Genomic DNA, 24,909 nt, shown 5'->3' with positions numbered 1-24,909 from the left:
GCCACATGCCCCACGTCAGAATCCGGTCGGCCGGTGTGGCACGTAGTCCGCCTCAAGGCGCTCGATCTCCTTGTCACTGAGCGAAAGCCGCGTCGCCGCGACCGCGTCCGCGATGTGTCCAGGTTTGGTGGCGCCGAAGATCGGCGCGGTGACAGCCGGTTTGTGCAACATCCAGGCCAGGGCGACCTGCGCCCGCGAGACCTCACGCTCCTGTGCGACCTCAGCGACTGTGGCGGCGACCTTCCGATCGGCGGCGACCGCCTGTCCGTACAGAACAGGCGCCCGGGTGTCGACGTCGCCACGCGCGGTGGACGCCTCCCAGTCCCTGCTCAGCTTGCCGCGAGCGAGTGGGCTCCACGGCAACACGCCGATGTTCTCCTCGACGCAGTAGGGGTGCATCTCCCGTTCCTCCTCGCGCTGGATCAGGTTGTACTGGTCCTGCATGGAGACGAACCGAGTCCACCCGTGGAGATCCGCGAGGCACTGAGCCTTGACGAACTGCCATGTCCACATCGAGGAGGCCCCGATGTAGCGGACCTTGCCGGCCCGGACGAGATCGTGCAGGGCCTGCATGGTCTCCTCGATCGGCGTCCTGGGGTCGTGCCGGTGGATCTGGTAGAGGTCGACGTAGTCGGTGCCGAGCCGCCGCAGGCTGTTGTCGATCTGGGTCATGATCGCGCCACGGGACAGTCCGGCCCCGTTGGGCCCAGGCCCCATCGCGAAGTGCACCTTGGTCGCGATGACCACCTCGTCCCGCTTGGCCAGCTCGCCGAGCAGCTTCCCGGTGATCTCCTCACTGCTGCCGCCGCCGTAGGCGTTGGCGGTGTCGAAGGTGGTGATGCCCGCCTCGATCGCCTCGCGGAAGAGCGGCCGAGCGTCGTCGAGCCCCAGCGTCCAGCCGCCGCCGTTGGCTTGCGGGGCGCCGTAGCTCATGCAGCCCAGGATGACCCGGGAAACCGTGAGCCCGCTTCGGCCCACGTTCACGTACTCCATGAAGGTTCACTCCTCACGTCAATCAACCACGCGGTGTTCGACTGAGAGGTCTCAGCCGTCCGGCCGCAGGCCGCGCAGGACGACGTCCAACAGTCCATGCGCGTGCTCACGTGCCCGGTCGGCGTGGCCGTGGAGCAGTTGCATGACAACCGAGCCGATCAGTGTCTGGGCAATCATGTCGAGGTCGGCGTCCGCGCGGACCTGACCCTTGGCCACGGCGGCGCCCAGGCGGCCGGCCAGGGCCTGGCGTCGCGCAGAGGTGAGGTGTCCGTAGAGGGACTCCGCCTCGGTCGGGTTCTCGGCGGAGGCGGCGATCAGGGCCTGGATCAGGGCGGCGTTGTGTGGATCGATGGTGACGCTGGTGTAGGCGTCCACCCACTCGTGCAGGTCGCGGGCGATGTCGCCGGTGTCCAGGGGGGTGCTGACGGCGGTTGGCGCTGCGCGGACCGACAACCCCGTCACCACCGCGTCCGCCACCAGGGCCGCCTTGCTCGGCCAGCGTCGGTACAGGGTCGGCTTGCCCACGCCACTGTGCACCGCCACCGCCTCCATCGACAGCCGCCCATAGCCGCGGGCCAGCAGCAGTTCGCAGGTCGCCGCGAGGATCGCGCGGTCCTTCTCGGCGGTGCGGGGTCGACCTCGCGGTGCTGGTTCTGACTCCGAATCGCCCATATACGTTACTATACGTTTCGTAAATTAGGACGTCCATGGAGGATTCGTGAGCACGCCACTCACCTCGCGCGGCAAGCTGGCCGGCCGAGTGGCGATCGTCGTGGGCGGCGGCCAGACTCCGGGCGCGCGGCATGCCTGACCTACGCCCGCGAAGGCGCCCGTGTCCTCGTTGTCGACCGCGACCTGGACGCCGCTGAGCAGACCGTGAAACTCCTCAAGGCGACGCGTGAGGTCCGGCTACGGGATAAGGAGAAGCGCATGCCCTTCGCGTATGACGCGCAGCTGATGGCGAGTGTGCGGGCGGCGATGGCCCATGACGGGCTGGTTCGACCCGAGCCGGCCCGCCGGGATGACTGGAAGGCCTTGCGGGACAACATCGAGCACACATTGTCCACAATGGACGCAAACCTGCCCGAGCGGGCCGACGTCACGCGGGCGGAGTATCGGATCGGATCGTACGACGGCGTGGAGGTGGTGGCCCGCTGGTACCTGCCCGAAGGCGGGGGCGCCGGATCGGCGGCGGTGTTTCTGCACGGTGGCGGCATGATCGCGGGCACGGTGGCGCTGCATGACCGCTTGATCGCCGCATACGCGGGTGACAGCGGGGTCCCGCTGCTCGCCGTCGACTACCGTCGCGCGCCGGAGGACCCGCACCCCGCGCCGGTCGAGGACGGCTACGCCGGCCTGGCCTGGCTGAGCGAGCACGCCGCCGAACTGGGCGTCGATCCCGCCCGGATCGCGGTGATGGGCGAGAGCGGCGGCGGCGGACTGGCCGCCGGGACTGTCCTGCTGGCCAGGGACCGTGGCCTGCCGGTGGCCAGACAGATCCTCGTCTACCCGATGCTGGACGACCGCAACACCGAGCCCGATCCGGCGCTGGCCCCGTTCGCGGCCTGGTCCTACGACGACAACCACACCGGCTGGCACGCCCTGCTCGGCGCCGCGATCGGTGGCCCGGACGTGGCCGCGGCCGCCGCCCCGGCGCGGGCCCGCGACCTGTCCGGCCTGCCACCGACCTATGTGGAGGTGGGGGAATTGGACATCTTCCGCGACGAGTCGATCGAGTACGCCCGCCGCATCGCCCTCGCCGGCACGTCCGTCGAGCTGCACGTGCATCCGGGTTGTCCACACGGGTTCGAGCACATCTCCGCCGATGCCGACGTCGTGCTGCGCTCGCGGGCCGACCGGCTGCGCGCGCTGACGAGCTTCTGAATCCGCCTGGAGACACGATGGCCACGAGTGGGCGAACGCTTCCTCCACGGCCGAGCGCACCAGCGATCGGCCAGCAGCCGTTCCCACCGGGTGCGGTCGGCCAGCAGCATGGCCGTCATCTTGGCGATCATGTTCGCCGTCGTCTCATGGCCCGCGACCAACAGGCCCTGCCCGGTCGCCACCAGCTGCACGTCGGACAGGCCGCGCCCCTCGCAGTGCGATGCGCGGAGGCCGGCGCCTGGCGACGGTCGAGCGATGAGCGGGAGTGGCGATCGGTCGCGGAGAGGGCGAGCGTTGTGCCGTTCCTGACCGAACGGCACGCCGTGGACGCGGGCGTTCGGTGCGATCGAGAGCGTCGTCGACTGTGGGCTACAACGGGGCGACCGCATTCTCCAGTGCGCCGGCTCGGCGCCGCTTGACGCGCATCGCCACCGGGGCGACCAGGAGAAGCAGCCATGCCGCCGCCCATGCCCACAGCACCAGCAGCGCCTGTCCCGCTCCGCTGCCGTCGAAATAGAGCACGGATCGAACGGCGTTCACCGCGCTGGCCCCGGCCCAGAAATGGTTGAAGAACGCCCAGAACGACGGCAGCATCGACGCCGGAATCGCGCCGCCGGAACTCGGGAAGTTGATGAAGACGAATATCGTCAACATTGCGAAGATCGAGCCGGGGCCCAGCAGCAGAGTGCAGTCCATGGCGACGAGTCCGATGAGGAAAGCGTAGAGCGCGCCGATGCCGAGCATCGACCAGATGGCCGAGGCCGAGCCGCTGTAGGCGCCGAAACCGACGCCTCCGATCAGGTACACCAGCACCGGGGCGACAACGGCCATGATCGCCAGAAATCCTATTGTGCCGCCGATGCCCAGGCCGGGTGCGGCTTGGGAGAGCACGGTGATCGTGAGATACCCGGCGAGCGTGCAGATGATCACGAAATAGAACAGCGAGGTGCCGCCCGGGTCGCCGGCCGGCAACGGGCGCAGGTCCACGACCTCCGGTGTCGTGCCCTGGGGAGTGAGAGAGGCGGCCAGGCCGCGCACCACGGTGGCGGCGGTGGGCCCTCCCGCGGTCGCGACGTAGGTCTTCGCCTGGTCGCCCAGCACGATGGCCCCGACAACCTCCCGCGACATGACCTGGGACTGCGCGATGTTCGGGTCCGTGGTTTCGGTGAAATCGAACTTGCCCCCGTTCGACGCCGCGACCTTCGCCACAACCGCCTGCGTTTCCTGGGTCGAGCCGACCAGAATGACGGGCATATGGTTCGGCTGTGGACTGTGGAACGCGCTGATATAGCACAGGGAGAACATGACGACGAAGAAGACCGGTAGCGCCAGTCCGCTCATGGCCGCGCGCCACGGTGGGGTGGGAGCCTTCTCGTGACTGTCAGAGCCTTGCTCGATCCGGACGTCTGCGTGAGCCACGGGCTACCTCATTTCATGGTTCGGCGACAGATTAGGGCGGGAAGGGTCCATCCGCAACTCGAAGTCCGAGCAGCCGGCCCTCAATCGAACGGGGGAATGGAAGACCAGTTTGTGCGTTGAGTGTCTTGCACGGACTGTCGAGGTCACCCTGAAGAGGGAACGGCGCATCCGCTATCGGGTGAGGCCGTGCTGGACCGCAGTGCTTTCCGGTTCAGGCGACATCGCCACGGGCAGCCGGTCACAACACCCGATGCGCGGGAGGCCCTGGCCTCGACCGGGACCGGGACCGGGGAGATCGGCGAGGTCAGCGGCCGGTTCGCCGACATCCGGCACCTCCCGCTCGACGTCTCGGCTCAGCGCTTGCGCGTCCGCTTCGCCGGGGCCGGGCTGAGCTGGCCGACGATGGCGGTCAGGCGGTCGGCGATCTCGTCGAAGCCGAGGTATCCCTGGCCCGCCAACACCATTCCGCCGACGAACGCCATCGACACCGCGTCCATCGTCGTCCGCGTGACCTCGCCCAACGCGTGAGCGAACGCCCGCACGACGACGCCGGTCATCTCGTCCCGCAGGCGAGCGACCTCCGGATCGTCGGCCAGCAGCGCGGTCGTGCAGGCGCGGCTGAGCTCGGGCTCCTCGGCGAAGAACGTGGTGATGCCGTTGACGATCTCCGCCAGCGAGGCGGCCTCGGCGACCGAGCCGAGCACGTCCTGCATCTCCCGCCACACCACCGAGCTGATCAGGTGGTCCTTCGAGGAGAAGTAGGTGTACGCGGTGGCCGGCGAGACCTCGGCCCGCTTGGCGACCGTGCGGACCGTGAGATCGCCGTAGTCGACCTCGCGGACCTCCTCCAGCGCCGCGTCCAGCAACCGCTGCACGGTGTCCGCCCGACGACCGTCCACGATACGACGCACCGGCTCCATGCGTCGATCGTAACAACACACCCCTCTGGAAACCTGACCAGACACTCATGCACCGGTGGCGGCGTGCCGGCCCGCCCGCCGGCCGAAGAACGAGCCCTCACCGAGCTGGAGCCCCGAGCAGTAGCCCTGGCCGTCCTGGGCGATGCCGGAGGCGCACGCCCCGGCCGCATACAGGCCGCGCACCGCCGAGCCGTCGGCCCGGCGGGCCTGTCCGTCCACTGTGGTGCTGATCCCGCCGAGGGTGAAGCCCGCGTAGAGGGCCTTGCCGAGACTCAGGTCGTAGGCGGCCCAAGGCCCCGAGTCCTGGGGCGCCAGCCATTCGGGCTGCTTGTGGAAGTCCGGGTCCTCGCCGCGTGCGGCGTGGGCGTTGTAGCGGTCCAGGGTCGACCGAAAGGCGTCCACGGGCAGGCCCAGCCCGGCGGCCATCTCCTCGACCGTCTCCCAGCCGTCGATGAAGGGCACCAGCGGCATGGCCGGGCGTTCGGCATGGTTGCTGTCGACGACCAGATACGCGGCCGAGTCCCGTTGCCGCAGCACGTGGTACGAGGTGCGGGCGTGGTAGCTGTCCTCGGCGACGAAACGCTGCCCGTCCTTGTTCACGATCAGGCCCTTGACCAGCAGGGACGGCGGATAGAACGGCGCGGTGATGAACGGCTCGTCCATTCGTTCGAGCGCGGCCCCGACCGACGCGCCCAGCCGGATGCCCAGGCCGTCGTCGTGAGTGGAGCCGAGGGTGAACAGCTTCGCGCCCAGGGCCGGGGTGTGCGCGGCGACCATCTCGGGATTCATCACGAAACCGCCGGCCGCGAGCACCACCGCCGAGGCCCGCACCAGGCCGGTGGTCTGGAACCGCCGCCACGCCAGGCCGACCACCGCGCCGTCGCCGTCGGTGACGAGGTTGGTGGCGCCGGTCTCGTAGCGGACCTCGATCCCGATGTCCTCGACCCGGTCCCGGAGCAGGTCCATGACCAGCTTGGCGCCCTGCGTGTCGCCCGGCACCGGCACCTTGTGGCCGCGCGGCGCGGGCGGTGTGACGGCGATGTGCGGCCACACCTTCTCGTTGCCGGTGAACATCAGGCCCTCGGTGCCCGGCTGGATCACGGCCTTGCCCGAGAAGTAGGACCGCTCGAACGCGAACCCGAGCGCCTCAAGCCAGTCGAAGTGCGCCACCGAGCCCTCGCAGTAGGCACGGATCTTGGCTCGATCCGGGTCGCGCGAGGTGGACACGAGGAAGTCGTACATCGCCTGCGGCGAATCGCGGTGGCCGGTCGCCTCCTGCACGGCGGTGCCGCCGCCGAGGTAGAAGTGGCCGCCGGCCATGCAGGTGGTGCCGCCGTGCACGGCCGCCCGTTCGAGCAGCAGCACCCGCGCGCCGGCCCGCGCCGCCTCCAGCGCGGCGCACCCGCCGGCGATGCCGAAGCCCACCACGACCACGTCGTACGACTCGGCGTCGGCGAGCACCGCCGCGTCGAACACCTCCGGCAGCGCCGTCATCGCTGCTTCCGCGACTTGGCGATGGTGTCCTCCACGATCGTGTTCAACCGCGCCCCGTTCTGCCAACCCGCGTAGTGGCTGAGGAAGATGACGATCTCTCGGAGCTGCTCGGCCGACAGCTCGCCGTTGGCGTGCGCCGCCGGCACCTGAATGCCGAGCACGTCGGCCGCGCCGGTGGCGGCAAGCGCGCCGATCAGCAGCAGCCGCCGGTCCCGGTCGGTCAGGCCCGGCCGGTTCCAGATGTCGGCGAACAGGTGGTCGGCGGTGTAGCGGAAGAAGTCCCCGGGCGCGTCCGCCATGTCGAAGCCGTAGACCTGCTCCATCCGCTCCAGGCCCGCACGACGGATCGCGGGCAGGTCGTCGAACTTGTCGGTCATCCGGTCTCCTCCAGGCCGAGACCGGCCGCGAGCCGGCCGATCGCCTGCCGCGCCAGCGGCACGTCCACGCCGAGCTCGTCGGCCAGGGCGATCGCGAAGGCCAGGTCCTTCTCCCCCAGCGTCCGCACATGGTCGAACACGCCGTGCCAGAAGTCGCCGCGGTCGATCGGCCTGGTGGTCGCACGGTGCATGATCGCGCCCGGTCCGCCGGTGATCGCGTCGGTGTGCCGGACGACGGCGCCGAGGGCGACCAGGTCGAGTCCGGCCGCCTCGGCCAGCCGCTGCGCCTCGGTCGCGGCCGTGAAGGCCACGAAGTGCAGGAGGTTGCGGGCCAGTTTCATCCGGGTGCCGGCGCCGATCGGGCCGGCGTGCACCACCAGGCCGGCCATGTCCGCCAACACCGGACGGCAGGCCGCGAAGGCATCCGCCGTGCCGCCGGCCATGATCGCCAGCGTGCCGTCCGCCGCGCCCATGGCGCCGCCGCTCACCGGGGCGTCGACGATGCGGACGCCGTGCCGGGCCGCGGTGTCGGCCAGGTCGGCGGGCGTATCGGGGGCGACCGTGGAATGGATCGCGATGGTGAGCCCGTCGCGGGCCGCGCCCAGCGCCTCGCCGACCACCTCGCGCACCTGGTTGTCATCACGGACCATCACGCACAGCACGTCGACCAGGCCGGCGAGCTCGGAGACACTGTCGGCGGCCTTGGCCCCCGCGCCGACCATTTCGGCCACCGGCTCGGCGGCGACGTCGAACACGACCAGGTCGTCGCGGGCCCGGGCCAGTCGTGACGCCATCGGCCGGCCGATGTTGCCGAGCCCGACAAAGCCCGTCACGGCCGGCATATCTGTCCCCCGTCCACCGCGATGATCTGCCCGGTCACCCAGGAAGCCTGGTCGGACAACAGGTACAGGCAGGCGCCGACCATGTCGTCCGGCCGGCCCAGCCGCTTGATCGCCATGCCCTTCACGAGCTCGGCGGCGGCCTCGCCGGCCTGTTTCCGGGTCGCCGCGGTGTCGGTCGGGCCGGGGGCTATCGCGTTGACCCTGATGCCCATGCCGCCGAGCTCGTGGGCCAGTTGCAGGGTGAGGCCGTTGACGCCCGACTTGGCCAGGCCGTAGAAGCCGGAGTACAGGTAGGCGCCGGTGGAGCTCTGGTTGACGATGGCTCCCCCGCCGCGCCGCTTCATGGACGGGTACACCGCCCGGGTCATGACCAGCGCGCCGTCCATGTTCACCGCCATGAACCGGCGGTAGTAGTCCCAGTCGACGGTGAGCAGCAGGTCGAACTCCATGTCGCCGTAGATCGCGGCATTGTTGACCAGCAGGTCGATCCCGCCGTAGCGGTCGACGACCGCGTCCGCCAGCGCACCCGCCGACTCGGCCGACGACACGTCGCAGCGGACGAACATCGCGTCGCCGCCCGCCGCCGTGATCGCCTCGGCCACCGCCTGGCCGTCCTTCAGATCGGCGACCACGACCGCCGCGCCCTCCGCGGCCAGCCCCCGGGCGTACGCCTCGCCGATGCCCTGCGCCGCGCCGGTGACGACGGCGACCTTGCCCTCGAACCGCATCCGCACTCCGCTTCAGGCGGCCTCGGCCACCAGCTTGGTCTCCAGGTACTCCTCGAACCCCGCGACGCCCATCTCGCGGCCGATGCCGGACTGCTTGTAGCCGCCGAACGGGGCGTCCGCGCCGAACCAGACGCCGCCGTTGACCGACAGCGTCCCGGTGCGGATCCGCGCCGCCACCGCCCGCGCCCGCTCCGGCGAGCCCGAGTTCACCGCGCCGGACAGGCCGTACGGCGAGTCGTTGGCGATCCGGACGGCGTCGTCGTCCCCGTCGTGCGGGATGACCACCAGCACCGGGCCGAAGATCTCCTCGCGGGCCACCCGCGCCGTGTTGTCGAGGCCGGCGATCACCGTGGGCCGGATCCAGAACCCGCCGGCGAGCTCGCCGTCCTTGCGGTCGACGTCGCCGCCCGTGGCGAACCGCCCGCCCTCGGCCACCGCGATGTCCAAATAGGACTTGACCCGGTCGCGCTGCGCCGCCGAGACGACCGGGCCGCAGATCGTGCCGGCGTCGCTCGGGTCGCCGCAGCCGATCCCGGCCATGGTGGACGCGGCGATCTGCACCGCGTCGTCGTAGCGAGCGCGGGGCACGACCAGCCGGGTGGACAGCGCGCAGCCCTGGCCCGCGTGCACGCAGACGCCGAAGGCGGTCATCCCGACGGCGGCGGCCAGATCGGCGTCGTCGAGCACGACCGCCGCGGATTTCCCACCCAGCTCAAGGAAAACCTTCTTCAACGTCGGCGCGGCCGCGGCCATGATCATGCGGCCGGTGGCGGTGGATCCGGTGAACGACACCAGGTCCACCCGGGGGTCGGTGGTCAGCAGCGCGGCAACCGCGTTGTCGCGCGGGGACACGACGTTGACCACGCCCGGCGGGATGTCGGTGTGCTCGGCGATCAGCCGGCCCAGCTCGCAGGCGACCCACGGAGTGTCCGGCGCGGGCTTGAGCACCACCGTGTTGCCGGCGGCCAGCGCGGCCCCGAGCTTGGTCAGGTTCATCTGGTTCGGGAAGTTCCACGGGGTGATCGCGGCGACCACGCCGACGGGCTCGCGCCGGATCGTGCGCAGCGTGCGGATTCCCATCGGCTCGGCGAAGCCGAGATCGGTCTCCCACGCGTAGGACTCGGCCAGATCCGTGGTCCACCGCAGCGTGTCGACCGGCATGTCGTACTGCGGTCCGGTGGTGAGGAACGCCGGCGCGCCAGCCTCCGCGGTGGTCAGCTCGCGCATCGCCGGGCCGTGCTCGACCAGCGCCCGGTGCAGCTGGCGCAGGCAGTGGACGCGAAACGCGTGGTCGTTCGGCCAGTCGGTCTCGTCGAAGGCCCGGCGGGCGGCGGCGATCGCGGCGTCCACGTCGCCGGCCGTCGCGTCCGGGGCACGGCCGATTTCCTTGCCAGTGGCGGGATTGAGGATCGGGAAGGCCGAACCGTCGCTCGCGGCGCAGAGCTTGCCGTCGACGAGCAGCTTGGCGGGCGGCACGGTCACTGGTCCTCCCGGATGACGTAGCGGCCTTCCTCGACCGGCGGCGGCCAGACGGTCGACGGCAGGTCCTTGCGGCGGTAGTGCCCTGGCTGCTTGCGGCCGTCGAGGGCCATCCGGTCCAGCAGGCCCCGCGGCGCCCGGCCGGAGCCGGCGATCTCCATGAACGTGTGCGCGGTCGAGCCGAAGTCGAACCAGTCGCGCTGCCAGCTGATGCTGAGCCCGCCGGCCGCGTCGAGGCCGACGCCGAACCAGCTGCCGCCGATGCCCAGCACCTCGTACTCGCCGCCGGCATCGTCGGGAACGCCGCTGCGCTGCTTCCAGAAGCCGACGATCATGCTGGTGGCCTCGTCGATGACGGTGGCCATGTAGTCGTAGTGCCAGCCTTCCATGCCGGCCATCTCGGCGACGAGCGCGTGGCGGCGGATCTCCTCGCGGCCGACGGCCATGAAGTGCTCGTCCGGGCTGTACATCCAGCCGTACGTGGCGTCCTCGGCGTAGAAGTCGGCGAGCGGGGCCCAGTTCCGCGTCCGCTCGGCCTCCCGGTTGGCATCCAGCCAGGAGGCCCAGAACCCCGCGAGCACGGCGCGGGTCGGCGGGTTCATGCGGTGTTCTCCGTTCCGTCGTCGAGCGAGAGCGCCCCGGTCGGGCAGTACCTCACGGCGTCGAGCACGGCTGCGCGCCGGGACTCGTCGGGTCGCTCGTCGAGGACCCGCACCTTGTTCTCGGCCTTGTCGTAGGCGAAGACATCGGGCGCCTCCACCACACACATGGCGTGGCCCTGGCACAGGTCGAGATCGGCCGTCACCCGCATCGGGTCACCGCCCCGGCCGTCGGCGGTAGCGGGCGCGGCACGGCCGTTCGAGCTGGATGACCATCTTCGAGCAGTCGTCCCGATAGGACTCCGGCGGCTGCGCCATGCTGAACTCGAAGTCCCGCAACAACACCGAGAAGATCGCCTTGAGCTGCATCATCGCGAACGCCGAGCCGACGCAGCGGTGCCGCCCCGCGCCGAACGGGATCCACGTCCACCGGTTGACCAGGTCCTCCTGGCGGGGATCGAGGTACCGGCCCGGGTCGAAGCTCTCCGGGTTCGGGAAGTCCTCGGCGACGCGGTTGGACACCCGGGGCGTCGCGCCGACCATCATCCCGGCCGGGATCACGAACTCGTCGAACCGGATGTCCTCCTTGACCACCCGCAGCAGCAGGATCAGCGGCGGATGCAGCCGCAGCGTCTCCTTGAGCGCCGACTCCAGCGCCGGGATCGACCGCAGGGCCTGGAAGGACACCGAGGAGCCGTCGGCGTAGAGCGTGTCGAGCTCGGCGACGACCTCGCGCAGCACGTCGGGGTGGCGCATCAGCTCGATCAACGCCCAGGCGGCGGTGCCGGAGCTGGTGTGGTGCCCGGCGAACATCATCGAGATGAACATGCCGGTGATCTGGTCGGCGGAGAACTGCGGTTCGCCGTCCTCGCCGCGCAGCGACATCAGCACGTCGAGCAGGTCGCGCTCGTCGCGGGGCGCCGCGCCGCGGGCCTCGCGCCGATTCATGATGTCCTGCACCAGGTCGACGAGTTCCCGCCGCGCCTGGTCGCGCCGGCGGAAGCTGTCGATCTCGGCGTAGGGGTCCACAAAGGCCAGTGCGTCGGTGCCGCGTTCGAGGTCGTGGTAGAGATGGGCGAACCGGGAGTCCAGCTCCTCGCGGAAGGACTTGCCGATCAGGCACGCGGACGTGGTGTAGATCGTCAGCTCGGCGAACCAGTCGAGCAGGTCGATCTCGCCCGCCTCGCCCCAGTCCGCGACCATCCGGTCGACCTCGGCCTCGATGGTGGCGGCGTGGCCGCGCATCTGCTCGCCGCGCAGGGCCGAGCTCTTCAGCATCTCCCGCCGCCGCTGCGGCGTCGCGTCGAAGATGACGCCCTTGCCGAACACCGGGGTCATGAACGGGTACGCCTCGCCCTGGTCGAGCACCTCGTCCGGGGCGCGGAAGAACGCCTCGTTCAGCCGGGACCCGCTGACCAGGGCCACTTCCCGGTCGGCGAGCCGGAACCGGCCGATGTCGCCGCACTCGGCCCGCACCCGGTGCAGCAGCGCGATCGGGTCGGTGCGCAGCTCCCGCAGATGGCCGTGCGGGTCGTCGGGATGGGCCCGGGACACCTCGGGAATCTCTCCTGACATCCGACTGGACATGTGTCCACCATAGAACCGTCCGGGCGGCACTGACAAGGACGATGTCAGCGCACGATGAGCCGGGCCGAGGATTCCAGCAGGTCGGCCATCCGGTCGTACGAGCCGTAGCCGAGGCCGGCGTGCAGCAGCGCGCCGCCGAGCGAGATCTCCAGCGCCGGCAACACTTCCGGCCGCGCCGCCGAGCCGAGCGCGGCGCCCAGCCGGCGGCGCCACTCCAACCCGATGCGCTCACGCAGATACCGGACATCGGGATCGTCGCCGAGCATCGCGGCCGTGCAGGCCGCCGCCAGCTCCGGCTCCGCCGACACCAGCGACGCGATGTCCCGCAGCGCGCGCACCACGCGCTCCACCGGCGACCCCGCCGTGGCCGTCTCCGGCAGCTCCCGCAACCGGCGCCAGAAGATCTCCGTGACAAGGTGGTTCTTCGAGGAGAAGTAGGCGTACACGGTCGCCGGCGCGACGCCCTGGCGCGCGGCGACGCCACGGATCGTGAGACCGGCGTAGCCGACCTCACGCAGCTCCTCGACCGCGACATCGGTGAGGCCGCGAACCGTGTCGGCCTGGCGCTTGGTCAGCCGCCGCCGGGTGGACTCGACCGCGCGCTCGTCGCCAACCTGGTCGGACATGTTTCTAGACACTTGTCCAATGATGGTGTTACATTGCCGTTCGCGCAACCCGAGAGCCCGGAGGGACCAGTGCGAGTAGCGCTCCTGTCCTACCGAAGTGAGCCGCACTGCGGCGGGCAGGGCGTCTACGTCCGGCGCCTCAGCCACGGCCTGACCGAGCTCGGCCACCAGGTCGAGGTGTTCTCCGGGCAGCCGTACCCGGTGCTCGATCCCGGTGTCGGCCTGACCAAGGCGCCCAGCCTCGACCTGTACCGCGAACCCGATCCGTTCCGCACGCCGAGCCTCGGCGAGCTGCGCGGCGTCGTCGACCTGATCGAGGTCGCCACCATGTGGACGGCCGGCTTCCCCGAACCGCTGACGTTCAGCCTCCGGGTCGCCAAGCTGCTGCGTGCCCGCCGCGGGGAGTTCGACGTCGTGCACGACAACCAGTGCCTCGGCTACGGCCTGCTTTCCTTGTCCCGTGCCGGTTTTCCGCTCGTGGCCACGGTCCACCACCCCATCACGCGGGATCGGGCCACGGAGCTCGCCGCGGCGACCGGGTCCCGCCGGCTGACCCTGCGCCGGTGGTACGGCTTCGCCCGCATGCAGGCGAGGGTCGCTCGTCGCCTGCCCGAGTTGCTCACCGTGTCGCGGGCATCGGCCGCCGACATCGCCGCCGACTTCCACGTCCCGGCCGACCGCATCCAGGTGGTGCCGCTCGGCGTGGACACCGCGGTGTTCACGCCGCCGAGATCACCGCGGGCGCCGGGCCGCATCGTCGCGGTCGCGAGTGCCGACTCGACGGTCAAGGGCGTAAGGCATCTGCTGGAGGCCGTGGCGAAGCTGCGCACCGAGCGCGAGATCGAACTGGTCCTGGTCGCCCGGCTCGCCGACGGCGGGCCGAGCCGCCGGCTGATCTCGGAACTGTCCATCGAGGACGTCGTCCGCACGGTCAGCGGCATCTCCGACGGCGAGCTGGCCGCCTTGCTGGCCTCGGCCGAGGTGGCGTGCGTGCCCTCGCTGTACGAGGGATTCTCGCTTCCCGCGGTGGAGGCGATGGCCTGCGGGACCCCGCTGGTGGCGAGCCGGGCCGGCGCGCTGCCCGAGGTGGTCGGCCCGGACGCCAAATGCGCGGTCCTCGTCCCGCCGGGCGACGCCGAGGCGCTCGCGCGCAGCCTCGCGGCGCTGCTCGACGACCCGGTCCGCCGGGCCCGCATGGGCGAGGCCGGCCGCCGTCGCGCGCTGCGCAAGTACAGCTGGACCTCGGTGGCCGCGGCGACGGCCGAGCGATACGCCGCCGCCATCGAGCGAACGGGAGGCAAGCCGCGATGCTGACGATGGACTTCGACCGGCTCGGTGTCCGGCCGGGCTGCCGCGTGCTCGACGTCGGCTGCGGCGCGGGCCGGCACGCGTTCGAGGCGTACCGGCGCGGCGGCGACGTCGTCGCCCTGGACCAGAGCGCGGCGGAACTCGACGGCGTGGCGGCCATGTTCGCCGCGATGGCTGAGGCCGGCGAGGCTCCCCCGGGCGCCCGGGCGACCACGGTGGTCGGCGACGCGTTGGCTCTCGACTTTCCGGACGCCACCTTCGACTGCGTCATCGCCGCCGAGGTGCTGGAGCACATCGTCGAGGACGAGAAGGCGATGTGGGAGCTGGCCCGAGTGGTGAAGCCGGGCGGCATCGTGGCGGTCTCCGTGCCGCGTTGGCTGCCGGAGCGGATCTGCTGGGCACTCTCGGACGCCTATCACGAGGTGGAGGGCGGCCACGTCCGGATCTACCGCGCCGACGAACTCGTGGCCAAGCTCAGCGACACCGGGCTGCGGCTGGCGCACCGCCACCACGCGCACGCCCTGCACGCCCCGTACTGGTGGCTCAAATGCGTCGCCAAGGACAAAAACCCTTTGGTGCGCGCCTATCACCGGCTCCTGGTGTGGGACCTGATGCGGCGGCCGTGGCCGACCCGCGTCACCGAGCGGCTGCTCGATCCGTTGATCGGCAAGAGCGTCGTCCTGTACCTGCGCAAGCCGGCGGTGGTCGATGGCGCGGCGTGACGTTCCCGCCGTGCCGGGCGTGCTGTCCGCCGCCGACGTGCTCCGCACCGGGCGTGCCATCGCACGGGCCCAGGAGTCCTCCGGCGCGATTGCCTGGTTCGACGGCGGCCACACCGATCCGTGGGATCACGTCGAGGCCGCGATGGCGCTGTCCGCGACCGGGCTGATCGCCGAGGCCGAGGCGGCCTACGACTGGTCGCGGCGCAGCCAGCGGGCCGACGGGTCGTGGCCGATGAAGATCACCGACGGCCGGGTCGAGGACGCCGCCGCGGACAGCAACTTCTGCGCCTACCTGGCCGTCGGCGTCTGGCACCACTACACGGTCACCGGCGACACCGCGTTCGCGGCCGGGATGTGGCCGGTGGTGCGCAAGGCGATCGACTTCGTGCTCGATCTCCAGACGCCCCGCGGCGAGGTCCACTGGGCCCGCGCGGCCGACGGTTCCGCCGTGCCGGCGGCGCTGCTGACCGGCTGCGCCAGCATCCACCACAGCCTGCGCTGCGCGTTGGCGCTGTCCGAGGTCGTCGGCGAGCAGCAGCCGGACTGGGAGGTCGGCCTGGGGCGGCTCGCCCACGTCGTCGAGGTCCATCCCGAGGCGTTCCAGCCGAAGTCCCGGTACTCGATGGACTGGTACTACCCGGTGCTCGGGGGCGTGCTGCGCGGCCGGGCCGGCCGCATGAGGATTGCTCGCGGCTGGCGGGAGTTCGTGGTCGGCGGCATCGGCGTGCGCTGCGTCAACGACCAGCCCTGGGCCACTGGCGCCGAAACCTGCGAACTTGTGCTGGCGCTTGACGCGCTCGGCGAGCAGCGCGCCGCGCGCGAGCTTTTCGCGGCGATGCAGCACCTCCGCGAGCGCGACGGGTCCTATTGGACCGGACTGGTGTTCTCGGACGGCAAGCGGTGGCCGGTCGAACGGACGACATGGACCGCCGCCGCGGTGGTGCTGGCGGCGGACGCCCTGTCCCGGACCACCGACGGGAGCGGCATCTTCCGCGCCGAGGGGCTCCCGACCGGTCTGCCGGTGGACGACAGCGTGTGCGGCTGCCGGCTCAGCGGGCTGGCGCCCCGAGGCGACCGCTGACCCGGCGGAGCAGTCGCAGCGAGCCGACCCGCCGGAACTGCTCGAACTCTCCCCCGTCGACCGCCCGCCGGAAGATTCGGTACGGCGCCTGGCCACCGTCCCTCGGGTCCTCGAAGACGTCGTGGATGGCCAGCACGCCGCCGGCGACCAGCCACGGCGCCCAGCCCTCGTAGTCGGCCCGCGCGGCATCGTCGGTGTGGCCGCCGTCGACGAACAGCATGGTCAGCGGACTCCGCCAGAACGACGCGACGGCGGCCGATCGGCCGACCACCGCCACGACCTGCTCCTCCAGCCCGGCCTCGGCGATCGTCCGCCGGAACCGGAACAGCGTGTCCAGCCGGCCGGACAGCGGCTCGACCAGCGACGGATCGTGGTACTGCCAGCCGGGCTGGTGCTCCTCCGAGCCACGGTGGTGGTCCACCGTGACGATCGTGGCCCCGGTCAGCCGGGCCGCCGCGGCGAGGAAGATCGTGGACTTGCCGCAGTAGCTGCCGATCTCCACGACCAGCCCGGCGCCGACGTGGTCCCGGACCGCCGCGTAGAGCGCCAGCCCCTCGTGGACCGGCATGAAGCCGCTCGCCGCGACCGCCCTGGCCATCAGCTCGACCGGGATCTGCGTGTCAGAAAGCGACATGGACGGTCTCCGTCACCGGCAGGGCCTGGCAGGCCAGCGCGTAGCCGTCGGCGATGTCCTCGTCGGCGAGCGCCTGGTTGTTGATCATACGTACTTCTCCTCGCACGACACGGCATTCACAGGAAGCGCACACTCCCTCGCCGCAGGACGCCGGCGCGCTCACCCCGTTCGCGGCGAGCACGTCGAGCAACGGGGTGTCGACCGGCCACGCGAGCTCGCGCCGACCGCCGCCGATCTCGACGGTCAACGCCGCCGTCCGGCGTGATCCCTGGGCCGCGATCGCGCTCTGGAACGGATCGCCGGCCAGGGAGGTGAACCGTTCGACGTGGAGCCGGGACCGCGGCAGGCCGAGGTCGCGCAGCACCGTCCGGACGATGTCCATGAACGGAGTGGGGCCGCAGACGAACGCCTCGGCGAACCGCCGCCCACGCACCAGCGCGGTCAGGCCGTCCGGCGTCGGGACGCCCTGGAGCGATTCCAGCCAGTGCAGCAGCACGAGCCGGTCCGCGTGCCCGGCAGCCAGCTCGCGCAGCTCGTCGCGGAAGATCACCGCCTGCTCGTCGCGGTTGGCGTAGCAGAACACGATGGCGCCGGCGCCCGCCGCGAGCACCGACTTGGCGATGGACATGACCGGGGTGACGCCGCTGCCGCCGGCGACGAGCAGCAGGTCGTCGTCCAGCGAGCCGGGCGTGAACGTGCCGGACGGTTCGAGCACGTCCAGTTCGACGCCGGGGCGGACGTTGTCGCAGATCCAGTTCGACGCCGCCCCGCCGGGGACCCGTTTGACGGTGACCTTGGGCAGCGGGTCGGTGTCCGGCGAGCTGGCCAGCGAGTAGCAGCGGGCGACCGGGCCGGCCGCGGTGGGCAGCCGCAGCGTCAGGAACTGGCCCGGCCGGTAGGCGAACCGCTCCCGCTGCCGGGCCGTCAGCTCGAACACCAGGGAGACGGCGTCCGCGGTCTCGGCGACCACCTCGGCGACCCGGAGCCGGTGGCACTCCTTCACGAGGCCCATGAACACCAGTCTAGACAGCTGTCCACACCATCGACAAGGTTGCGGCGTCGCCACACCTGCACTAGCGTCTAGACACATGTCCAGCGAGATTCGGGCGATCGAGTTCAATCCGTACGACTACCGGTTCCACGAGGATCCGTACCCCACGTACGCTCGGCTGCGCGACGAGGCGCCGCTGTACCGCAACGAGGAACTGGACTTCTGGGCCCTGTCCCGGCATGACGACGTGCTGGCCGCCTTCCGCGACAGCGCCAGGCTGTCCAGCGCGAACGGCGTCTCGCTCGACCCCGCCGCGTACGGGCCGAACGCGCACAGGACCATGTCGTTCCTCGCCATGGACGATCCACGGCACATGCGGCTGCGGCTGCTGGTGTCCCAGGGCTTCACGCCGCGCCGCGTGCAACGCCTCGAAGACCGCGTCCTGGAACTCACTCGGCAGCACCTCGACGCCGCGCTCGCCGGGGGCGAGTTCGACTTCATCGCCGACTTCGCCGGCAAGCTGCCGATGGACGTGATCTCCGAGCTCATCGGCGTGCCGCCGGCCGACCGCGACCGGCTGCGCGGCCTGGCCGACGTCGTGATGCACCGCGAGGAGGGCGTGCTCGACGTGCCGCCGGCGGCGATGACGGCCGCGCTGGATCTGGTCGGGTACTACCTGGAGATGCTGGCCGAACGGCGGCGGACCCGCACCGAGGACCTCACCTCCGCGCTGCTGGACGCCGAGATCGACGGCGACCGGCTGACCGACGAGGAGATCATCGGCTTCCTGTTCCTGATGGTGGTCGCCGGCAACGAGACCACGACCAAGCTGCTCGGCAACGCCGTGTACTGGGGCTGGCGGCATCCCGACCAGCTGGCCAAGCCGTTCGCCGATCCGGGGCGAATCCCCGACTGGATCGAGGAAACGCTGCGGTACGACACCTCCAGCCAGCTCATCGCGCGCACCGTCGCCACGGAGGTCGAGTACCACGGTCGGACCGTGCCGGCCGGTGCGCGACTCCTGCTGCTGCTCGGGTCGGCCAACCGCGACAGCCGCGTCTTCCCCGCCGCCGACACCTACGACATCGACCGCGGCCAGCCGACGCAACTGGCCAGCTTCGGCGGCGGCCCCCACTTCTGCCTCGGCGCGCACCTCGCCCGACTGGAGGCCCGGGTCGCCCTCACCGAACTGGTGTCCCGAGTGTCCTCTTTGGACATCGATGAGTCCCGGGCGGTGCGCGTGCACTCCACCAACGTCCGCGGTTTCGCCGCGCTGCCGGTGCGCGCGGTGACGCGGTGATCCGCGGGCGCCAGGTCGCCGCCGGCGACGCGGGCGCCGCTCCACGCCCTCTGTATCAAGTGATCCAATCAGTTGACTCAATCAAGTGCTCTTGTTAACGTGACATGGATCACCGACCGACGACTTCCCGATGTTCCGCGGACACTCCAGAGGAGTCCATTGTGGAGCTGGAGCACAGGGTCGAGGACCTGCTCGCCACCCACGACTACCACGCCGACCGGGTCCGGTTCCGCGGCGCGCAGTTCGACGCGGGACTGGCCTGGGCGCACTTCCCGGTCGGCCTCGGCGGGCTGGGGCTGGACCGGGCCGCGCAGGCCGTGATCGCGAACGCCTTCCACGCCAACGGGATCCCGCCGCTCGACCTGGTGGTGAACCCGATCGGGCTCGGCATGGCCGCCCCCACCCTGCGGGAGTGGGCCGCCGAGCAGTTCCGGCCGGGACTGCTGCGGCGCATCTTCACCGGCGAGGACGTCTGGTGCCAGATGTTCTCCGAGCCGGGCGCGGGCTCGGACATCGCGGGCGTCGCGACCAGGGCGGTCCGCGACGGCGATGACTGGGTGATCACCGGCCAGAAGGTCTGGACCACCCTGGCGCACCGGGCCCGCTACGGGCTGCTGCTGGCCAGAACCGATCCGACGCGGCCCAAACACCGTGGGCTGTCGTACTTCTTCGTGGACATGCGATCGCCGGGCATCGAGGTCCGGCCGCTGTACCAGCTGACCGGCGAGGCCGAGTTCAACGAGGTCTTCCTCGACCAGGTGCGGGTCCCCGCCGCCCAACTGCTCGGCGCCGAGGGTGACGGCTGGCGGGTCGCGATCACCACGCTGGCCAACGAGCGTGCCGCCATCGGCGGCGCCGACGTGTCCCAGCCGGCCGAGCTGCTGGACGCGTGGCGGCAGCGGAAGCGGACCGAGCCGGCGGTGGACGCGGCCGTGCGGGACCGCGTGCTACGGCTCTGGGTCGAGGCGGAGGCGGTCCGGCTGTCGGTGCAGCGGGCCGCGGCGATGAGCAACGCCGGCGTCCAGGGGCCGGAGGGCGCCGTCGCGAAGCTGGCGTCCGCCGAGATGGGCCAGCGCGTGGCCGAGGCCATCCTCGATCTCCAGGGCCCGGCCGGCCTGCTGCACCCGGACGGCTACCCGATGCGCCGGGCCGAGGGCCACGACCTGCGGTCCCCGTCGAAGAAGTACTTGCGCACCAGGGCTTTCACCATCGAGGGCGGGACGTCCGAGATGATGCGCACCACGGTCGGCGAGCGGATCCTCGGCCTGCCCGGCGAGGTCCGGCTCGACAAGGACGTGCCCTGGAACGAGATTCCCCGATAGACGAAGGCGGCGAGGATGACGTCCGAGAACCGGCCGCGCCGCGCGCGCCCGACACCGGGGAGCGCGTCGTGACACTGGTCCTGTCGGCAGAACACGAGGCCCTGCGGGCCACGGTGCGCGAGTTCCTGGCCGCCACTTCCCCGCAGGCCCGGGTCCGTGAGTGGATGGCGGCCGACTCCGGGTTCGACCGCGACGCATGGCGGCTGATGGCCAAGCAGCTCGGGCTGTTGGGGCTCGCGGTGCCGGAGGAGTTCGGCGGCGCGGGCGGTTCCGCCGTCGAGTTGGGCGTCGTGCTGGAGGAAATGGGCCGCGCGCTGGTGTGCGCGCCGTTCTTCGCCACCGCGGTGCTCGCGCGCCAGGCGCTGCTCGGCAGCGGCGATCGGGCCGCGCAGCAACGGTATCTGCCGGCGATCGTGTCCGGCGAACTCGTCGCCACGGTCGCCGTCGCCGAGGACGAGGGCTGGGATGCCGTCACGCTCGCCGCGACACCCGGATGGTCGCTCACCGGGACGAAAAGCTATGTGCTGGACGGCATGGACGCGGACGTGGTGTTCACGCTGGCGCGAACGCCGCAGGGCCTCGGCATGTTCGCCGTCGACACGGACGCGCCCGGACTGGTGCGGGAGAGCCTTCCCGTGCTGGACCGGACGAGGCGGCTGGCGCGCATGAGTTTTCACGCGGTTGCGGCCACGCCGGTCGGCGACCCGGCATTCGCCGGGGAGGTGATGCGCACCGTGCTCGACCACGCCGCCGCCGCACTCGCCATGGAACAGGCCGGCGGGGCGGCGCGGGTGCTGGAACTCGCCGTGGACCATGCGAAGAGCCGGTTCCAGTTCGGCCGCGCGATCGGCTCCTTCCAGGCGGTCAAGCACCGGTGCGCGGACATGCTCGTGCTGGTGGAACAGGCGAAGGCTGTCGCCTACCACGCGATCGCGGCCTCCGCGACCGACGCGGACGACCTCCGGCTGGCGGCCGGCCTGGCCAAGGCGTTCTGCTCGACCGCCTACACCCGGGTCGCGAACGAGAACATCCAGATCCACGGTGGGATCGGGTTCACCTGGGAGCACCCGGCACACCTGTACCTCAAGCGCGCCAAGAGCTCGGAGCTGATGTTCGGCGACCCGGCGCGGCACCGCGACGCGATCGGACGAGCGCTCGGCGTCTGACGGCCCACCGTGAAAGGGGTTCAGCAACGTGGCTGAGATCCTGAGATTCGCTGACGGACTGTTCTTTCCCGAGTCGCCGCGCTGGCACGACGGTCGCCTGTGGGTCGTGGACATCACGGGCCGGGTCGTGCGACGGTACCTCGAGGACGGTTCGGGCGAGGAATTCGCCCGGCTGGACACCGAACCGTCCGGCATCGGCTTCGCCCCCGACGGCCGGCTGCTGGCGGTGGACATGCCGGGGCGGCGGCTGCTCGCGATCGGCGACGGCGTCGAGGTGGTCGCCGACCTTTCCCCGTACTCGCCGTCGTTCTGCAACGACATGGCCGTTGCCCGCGACGGCACGGCGTACGTCACGCAACTGGGCAACGACCACTGGAAGGGCGAGCCGCCGCGCGCGGTGCCGGTCATCCGGGTGCGTCCGAACGGCAAGGTCGACACCGTCGGCCCGGACCTGATGGGCCCCAACGGGATCGTGCTCAGCCGGGACGAGAAGACGGTGTACGTCGCCGAACCCGCTGCCGGCCGGGTGTATTTCCTCCGGTTCGACGACGCCGGCGCGGTGGTGGATCACGGCGAGCATGTGCGGGTGCCGCCCGCGCCCGGCAGTCAGCTCCCCTTCGGCGTGCCGGACGGCATCGCCCTGGACGTCGAAGGCGCGCTGTGGATCGCCGATCCGATCGGGGCCAGGGTGGTTCGGATCGACGCGCGGGGGCGGCTCACCGACGCGTTCCCGATCGACGGCGGCCACCCGCTGGCGGTCGCCCTCGGCGGGACGCACCGCCGGACGCTGTACGTGGTGGCGACGGCGAACCTGGACTTCTACGCGCCCCTGACCGAGCCGACGGGCTTCGTCGGCGCGGTCGACGTCGCTGTGCCGGGATGTGGGTGATACTGGTGACCTGTGTGGTCGGTTCGGGAGGAGTGGCTCGTTGTCGAAGGGCGGCACCGGTTGGGACGGCGACCGGACCCGGGCGCGGCTGGTCGAGTCGGCCGAGCAGCTGTTCGCCGAACGTGGCGTGGATTCGGTCTCCATCCGCGAGGTCAACCGGCACGCCGGGCTGGCGCCCTCCGCGGTGCACTACCACTTCGGCTCGAAGCAGACGCTGCTCGACGCGGTCATCGGCCGGCTCGGCACGGCAGTCAACGAGGCCATCGCCGTGGAGGCCAAGGCGCTGCTGGACCGCGCGGAGCCGCCCACGTCGCGTGAGCTGGTCGACCTGGCCGCGACGCCGCTGCTGGCGGCCGTCACCGCGGACCCGGTGCGAGGCCCGCGCTGGCTCAAGGTGGTTTCCACCTTGACCTGGCGTGACTCGTCCAGGATCTGGCCCGAGATGCGGGAGATGCAGGTGCGGCTGCTGTCCCGCGCCTACCCGGACGTGCCGGACGGCGATCGGCTGCTGCGCTTCGCGATCGCCTTCGCCACGCTGACGCAGGTGCTCGCCATGGCGCCGGCCGACGACGACGCGTCCCGCGAGCGTTACGTCGGCGCCTGCCTGGATTTCGTCACCACCGGCCTCGACGGCGCGATGGCCCGCTGCTCCTGAGTGGACTCTTGTGACGGGCAGTGGACCGCAGTACTGTCCAGACAACTGTCCAACCACCGTTCCGGACGTGCGGCGTATCGCAGTCGGCCGAGATTTCTCCCTCGGGCGGTGGCTTCGGATCCCGGGATCGTCGACCACGTGTCCAGGTCCGGTCTCTTGATCAGCGGAAGGGGCGTCATGCGGCGAGAGATCGTCGTGATCATCGGCACTGGCGGCATGGGCCTGGCCATCGCCCGCCGGCTCGGCAGCGGAAAGACCTTGCTGCTGGGCGACGCCAACCCGGAGACGCTGGACCGGGCGGCCCAGGCGCTTCGCGGCGAAGGCCACAGTGTGCACGTTCGCGCCGTGGATGTGTCGACGCCGGAGTCGGTAGCCGCCCTCGCGGACGCGGCGGCCGAACTCGGCCCGGTCACCGCCATCGCGCACACGGCGGCCCTGTCGCCGGCCCAGGCGCCGGTCGACGTCATCCTCCGCGTCGACCTGGTCGGCACCGCGCTCGTGCTGGACGAATTCGCCCGGGTCGTCGCACCCGGCGGCGCCGCCGTGGTGGTGGCGAGCATGGCCGGTCACCTCCTGCCGCCCTTGCCGAAGGAGCACGAACGAGCCCTGGCCATCACGCCGACCTCCGAACTGCTCGCCCTGGAGTTCCTCGGGCCCGATCGGATCGACCACCCCGCGGCCGCCTATGGCATTGCCAAGCGCGGCAACATGTTGCGCGTTCAGCACGCGGCCGTGCGCTGGGGCGCGCGACGGGCGCGGGTGAACTCCATCAGCCCCGGCATCGTCTTCACCGCGATGAGCCACGAGGAGTTGGCGGGCGAGCAGGGCGATGTCATGCGCCGGATGATCGACGACTCCGCCGCCGGCCGGGCCGGCACCCCCGACGACATCGCCGACGCGGCCGCGTTCCTGCTCGGGCCGCACGCGGGTTTCATCACCGGCGCCGATCTGTTGGTCGACGGCGGCGTCGTCGCTTCCGTGCGATCGAGGAAAGCCGCGAAATCGATGGGAAGGATGCGATAGTGGACAAGCCAGCACCGACGGCGGCCTGCTGATGTCCTCCGCGATCACGGTCGAGCGTCTCGACGGCGGCGCCATCGCCGTCCTGACCATCGACCGACCACGACGCGGCAACGCGCTGGACTCCCAGACGCTGGCCGCGCTGCACCGAACCCTCGACTCGATCAACGGCGACCCCGCGGTCCGCGCCGTCGTGGTGACCGGCAACGGCACGGTGTTCTGCGCCGGGGCCGACATCAAGGCCGCGGCCGAGGACTTCACCGACACCGATGCCACCCCGCACGCGTCGCTCCAGGCTCGCGCCGCCGCGCCCGTTGTCGTCACGATGGCCGCGCAGGAGTTGATGGCCTCCGCGTTCGAGAAGATCCATCGCCTGCGCCAGCCCGTGATCGCCGCCGTGAACGGCGCCGCCGTCGGCGGCGGCTTCGCGCTCGCGCTGGCGTGCGACATCCGCTATGCCAGCGCCAACGCCAGCTTCGGCGCGGTGTTCATCCGCTACGGCGTCTCGGCGTGCGACATGGGCACCAGCTATCACCTCCCGCGGCTGGTGGGCGCCTCCCGGGCCGCTGAGCTGATGCTCACCGGGCGGGTCTTCGACGCGGCCGAAGCCGCTGCCATCGGCCTGGTGTTGGAGGTGGTCGACGGCGAAGGACTCGTCGAGCGCGCGATCGACAAGGCCCGTGAGATCGCCGGCCACCCGCCGTTCGCGGTGTGGATGACCAAGGAGACCATGTGGCAGAACGTCGACGCCCCCAGCCTCCGGCACGCCCTCGACGTGGAGAACCGGACCCAGGTCATGTGCACCTGCACCGGCGACCTGGCGGACGCGTTCGCCGCGTTCCGCGCGGACGACGGCCCCTCCTGACGATCGAA

General features: G+C 71.2%; 26 protein-coding genes and 1 pseudogene. 11 read left to right on the top strand and 16 right to left on the bottom strand.

Annotated elements, in window-relative coordinates; translation table 11 throughout:
• Positions 1 to 15: 15 nt before the first annotated feature.
• Both ACIG5F_RS37710 and ACIG5F_RS37705 read right to left on the bottom strand, forming a co-directional pair.
• A complete protein-coding gene (locus ACIG5F_RS37710; RefSeq protein WP_396524808.1) occupies positions 16 to 993 on the bottom strand; it encodes an aldo/keto reductase in 978 nt (325 codons plus the stop codon).
• 51 nt (positions 994 to 1,044) lie between these two features.
• Positions 1,045 to 1,665, bottom strand: coding sequence for a TetR/AcrR family transcriptional regulator (locus ACIG5F_RS37705; protein ID WP_396524807.1), 621 nt, complete (start codon positions 1,663 to 1,665; stop codon positions 1,045 to 1,047).
• 258 nt (positions 1,666 to 1,923) lie between these two features.
• On the opposite strand from ACIG5F_RS37705, the gene ACIG5F_RS37700 reads away from it, so the two are divergent.
• The gene (locus ACIG5F_RS37700) at positions 1,924 to 2,877 is read left to right on the top strand and encodes an alpha/beta hydrolase (protein ID WP_396524805.1); all 954 of its coding nucleotides are present in this window, start codon (positions 1,924 to 1,926) and stop codon (positions 2,875 to 2,877) included.
• 65 nt (positions 2,878 to 2,942) lie between these two features.
• On the opposite strand, the pseudogene ACIG5F_RS37695 reads toward ACIG5F_RS37700, so the two are convergent.
• From ACIG5F_RS37695 to ACIG5F_RS37640, 12 genes and pseudogenes are all read right to left on the bottom strand, one after another.
• Positions 2,943 to 3,077: pseudogene (locus tag ACIG5F_RS37695) on the bottom strand (cytochrome P450); the annotation flags it as partial.
• A gap of 169 nt (positions 3,078 to 3,246) precedes the next feature.
• Positions 3,247 to 4,218 carry a hypothetical protein gene (locus tag ACIG5F_RS37690; protein ID WP_396524804.1) on the bottom strand — a complete coding sequence of 324 codons (972 nt, stop codon included), beginning with the start codon at positions 4,216 to 4,218 and terminating at the stop codon, positions 3,247 to 3,249.
• A 431-nt stretch (positions 4,219 to 4,649) separates the two neighbouring features.
• Positions 4,650 to 5,216, bottom strand: a complete 567-nt coding sequence (locus tag ACIG5F_RS37685) for a TetR/AcrR family transcriptional regulator (protein ID WP_396524803.1) — start codon at positions 5,214 to 5,216, stop codon at positions 4,650 to 4,652.
• Between the two features lie 45 nt (positions 5,217 to 5,261).
• On the bottom strand, positions 5,262 to 6,710 hold the full coding sequence (locus ACIG5F_RS37680) for an FAD-binding protein (RefSeq protein WP_396524802.1): 1,449 nt from the start codon (positions 6,708 to 6,710) through the stop codon (positions 5,262 to 5,264).
• Entirely contained in the window at positions 6,707 to 7,087 is a 381-nt protein-coding gene (locus ACIG5F_RS37675; protein WP_396524801.1) for a carboxymuconolactone decarboxylase family protein, read from the bottom strand. The genes ACIG5F_RS37680 and ACIG5F_RS37675 overlap by 4 nt, the downstream gene beginning before the upstream one ends.
• Positions 7,084 to 7,929 carry an NAD(P)-dependent oxidoreductase gene (locus ACIG5F_RS37670; RefSeq protein WP_396524800.1) on the bottom strand — a complete coding sequence of 282 codons (846 nt, stop codon included), beginning with the start codon at positions 7,927 to 7,929 and terminating at the stop codon, positions 7,084 to 7,086. The genes ACIG5F_RS37675 and ACIG5F_RS37670 overlap by 4 nt, the downstream gene beginning before the upstream one ends.
• Positions 7,917 to 8,657 (bottom strand): SDR family oxidoreductase, encoded by a 741-nt coding sequence (locus ACIG5F_RS37665; protein ID WP_396524799.1) that lies wholly within the window; start codon positions 8,655 to 8,657, stop codon positions 7,917 to 7,919. Before ACIG5F_RS37665 ends, ACIG5F_RS37670 begins: the two co-directional genes overlap by 13 nt.
• Positions 8,658 to 8,669: 12 nt before the next feature.
• The gene (locus ACIG5F_RS37660) at positions 8,670 to 10,139 is read right to left on the bottom strand and encodes an aldehyde dehydrogenase (RefSeq protein ID WP_396524797.1); all 1,470 of its coding nucleotides are present in this window, start codon (positions 10,137 to 10,139) and stop codon (positions 8,670 to 8,672) included.
• Positions 10,136 to 10,738, bottom strand: coding sequence for a nuclear transport factor 2 family protein (locus ACIG5F_RS37655; RefSeq protein WP_396524796.1), 603 nt, complete (start codon positions 10,736 to 10,738; stop codon positions 10,136 to 10,138). Before ACIG5F_RS37655 ends, ACIG5F_RS37660 begins: the two co-directional genes overlap by 4 nt.
• Positions 10,735 to 10,947, bottom strand: a complete 213-nt coding sequence (locus tag ACIG5F_RS37650; protein WP_396524795.1) for a ferredoxin — start codon at positions 10,945 to 10,947, stop codon at positions 10,735 to 10,737. Before ACIG5F_RS37650 ends, ACIG5F_RS37655 begins: the two co-directional genes overlap by 4 nt.
• Positions 10,948 to 10,951: 4 nt before the next feature.
• Positions 10,952 to 12,322 carry a cytochrome P450 gene (locus tag ACIG5F_RS37645; RefSeq protein ID WP_396524794.1) on the bottom strand — a complete coding sequence of 457 codons (1,371 nt, stop codon included), beginning with the start codon at positions 12,320 to 12,322 and terminating at the stop codon, positions 10,952 to 10,954.
• 44 nt (positions 12,323 to 12,366) lie between these two features.
• Complete coding sequence (locus tag ACIG5F_RS37640) at positions 12,367 to 12,948, bottom strand: TetR/AcrR family transcriptional regulator (protein WP_396524793.1); 582 nt, start codon at positions 12,946 to 12,948, stop codon at positions 12,367 to 12,369.
• Between the two features lie 69 nt (positions 12,949 to 13,017).
• Here ACIG5F_RS37640 and ACIG5F_RS37635 point away from each other — a divergent pair, with 69 nt between their 5' ends.
• The 3 genes from ACIG5F_RS37635 to ACIG5F_RS37625 are packed head-to-tail and all read left to right on the top strand — an operon-like array spanning position 13,018 to position 16,059.
• On the top strand, positions 13,018 to 14,262 hold the full coding sequence (locus ACIG5F_RS37635; RefSeq protein ID WP_396524792.1) for a glycosyltransferase family 4 protein: 1,245 nt from the start codon (positions 13,018 to 13,020) through the stop codon (positions 14,260 to 14,262).
• A complete protein-coding gene (locus ACIG5F_RS37630) occupies positions 14,256 to 14,978 on the top strand; it encodes a class I SAM-dependent methyltransferase (protein WP_396524790.1) in 723 nt (240 codons plus the stop codon). The genes ACIG5F_RS37635 and ACIG5F_RS37630 overlap by 7 nt, the downstream gene beginning before the upstream one ends.
• The gene (locus tag ACIG5F_RS37625) at positions 14,965 to 16,059 is read left to right on the top strand and encodes a prenyltransferase (RefSeq protein WP_396524789.1); all 1,095 of its coding nucleotides are present in this window, start codon (positions 14,965 to 14,967) and stop codon (positions 16,057 to 16,059) included. The genes ACIG5F_RS37630 and ACIG5F_RS37625 overlap by 14 nt, the downstream gene beginning before the upstream one ends.
• On the opposite strand, the gene ACIG5F_RS37620 is transcribed toward ACIG5F_RS37625, so the two are convergent.
• Both ACIG5F_RS37620 and ACIG5F_RS37615 read right to left on the bottom strand, forming a co-directional pair.
• Positions 16,028 to 16,693 carry a class I SAM-dependent methyltransferase gene (locus ACIG5F_RS37620; protein WP_396524788.1) on the bottom strand — a complete coding sequence of 222 codons (666 nt, stop codon included), beginning with the start codon at positions 16,691 to 16,693 and terminating at the stop codon, positions 16,028 to 16,030. The two genes, ACIG5F_RS37625 and ACIG5F_RS37620, sit on opposite strands and share 32 nt — an antisense overlap.
• Positions 16,680 to 17,705 (bottom strand): 2Fe-2S iron-sulfur cluster-binding protein, encoded by a 1,026-nt coding sequence (locus ACIG5F_RS37615; protein WP_396524787.1) that lies wholly within the window; start codon positions 17,703 to 17,705, stop codon positions 16,680 to 16,682. Before ACIG5F_RS37615 ends, ACIG5F_RS37620 begins: the two co-directional genes overlap by 14 nt.
• A gap of 76 nt (positions 17,706 to 17,781) precedes the next feature.
• Between ACIG5F_RS37615 and ACIG5F_RS37610 the strand changes: the two genes are divergently transcribed.
• From ACIG5F_RS37610 to ACIG5F_RS37580, 7 genes are all read left to right on the top strand, one after another.
• The gene (locus ACIG5F_RS37610; RefSeq protein WP_396524785.1) at positions 17,782 to 18,984 is read left to right on the top strand and encodes a cytochrome P450; all 1,203 of its coding nucleotides are present in this window, start codon (positions 17,782 to 17,784) and stop codon (positions 18,982 to 18,984) included.
• A 161-nt stretch (positions 18,985 to 19,145) separates the two neighbouring features.
• Positions 19,146 to 20,306 (top strand): acyl-CoA dehydrogenase family protein, encoded by a 1,161-nt coding sequence (locus ACIG5F_RS37605; protein ID WP_396524784.1) that lies wholly within the window; start codon positions 19,146 to 19,148, stop codon positions 20,304 to 20,306.
• Positions 20,307 to 20,374: 68 nt separating this feature from the next.
• Positions 20,375 to 21,472, top strand: a complete 1,098-nt coding sequence (locus ACIG5F_RS37600; protein ID WP_396524783.1) for an acyl-CoA dehydrogenase family protein — start codon at positions 20,375 to 20,377, stop codon at positions 21,470 to 21,472.
• Positions 21,473 to 21,500: 28 nt separating this feature from the next.
• Positions 21,501 to 22,361, top strand: a complete 861-nt coding sequence (locus tag ACIG5F_RS37595; protein WP_396524782.1) for an SMP-30/gluconolactonase/LRE family protein — start codon at positions 21,501 to 21,503, stop codon at positions 22,359 to 22,361.
• 40 nt (positions 22,362 to 22,401) lie between these two features.
• Complete coding sequence (locus ACIG5F_RS37590; protein WP_396524781.1) at positions 22,402 to 23,016, top strand: TetR/AcrR family transcriptional regulator; 615 nt, start codon at positions 22,402 to 22,404, stop codon at positions 23,014 to 23,016.
• A gap of 177 nt (positions 23,017 to 23,193) precedes the next feature.
• Entirely contained in the window at positions 23,194 to 24,039 is an 846-nt protein-coding gene (locus ACIG5F_RS37585) for an SDR family oxidoreductase (protein ID WP_396524780.1), read from the top strand.
• A gap of 31 nt (positions 24,040 to 24,070) precedes the next feature.
• A complete protein-coding gene (locus tag ACIG5F_RS37580; protein ID WP_396524779.1) occupies positions 24,071 to 24,901 on the top strand; it encodes an enoyl-CoA hydratase/isomerase family protein in 831 nt (276 codons plus the stop codon).
• The last annotated feature ends 8 nt before the right edge of the window (positions 24,902 to 24,909 follow it).

The sequence above is a fragment of the Kutzneria sp. NPDC052558 genome (genome assembly GCF_044547355.1).
Taxonomy (GTDB): Bacteria; Actinomycetota; Actinomycetes; order Mycobacteriales; family Pseudonocardiaceae; genus Kutzneria.
This window is presented reverse-complemented; position numbering and strand designations above follow the sequence as displayed.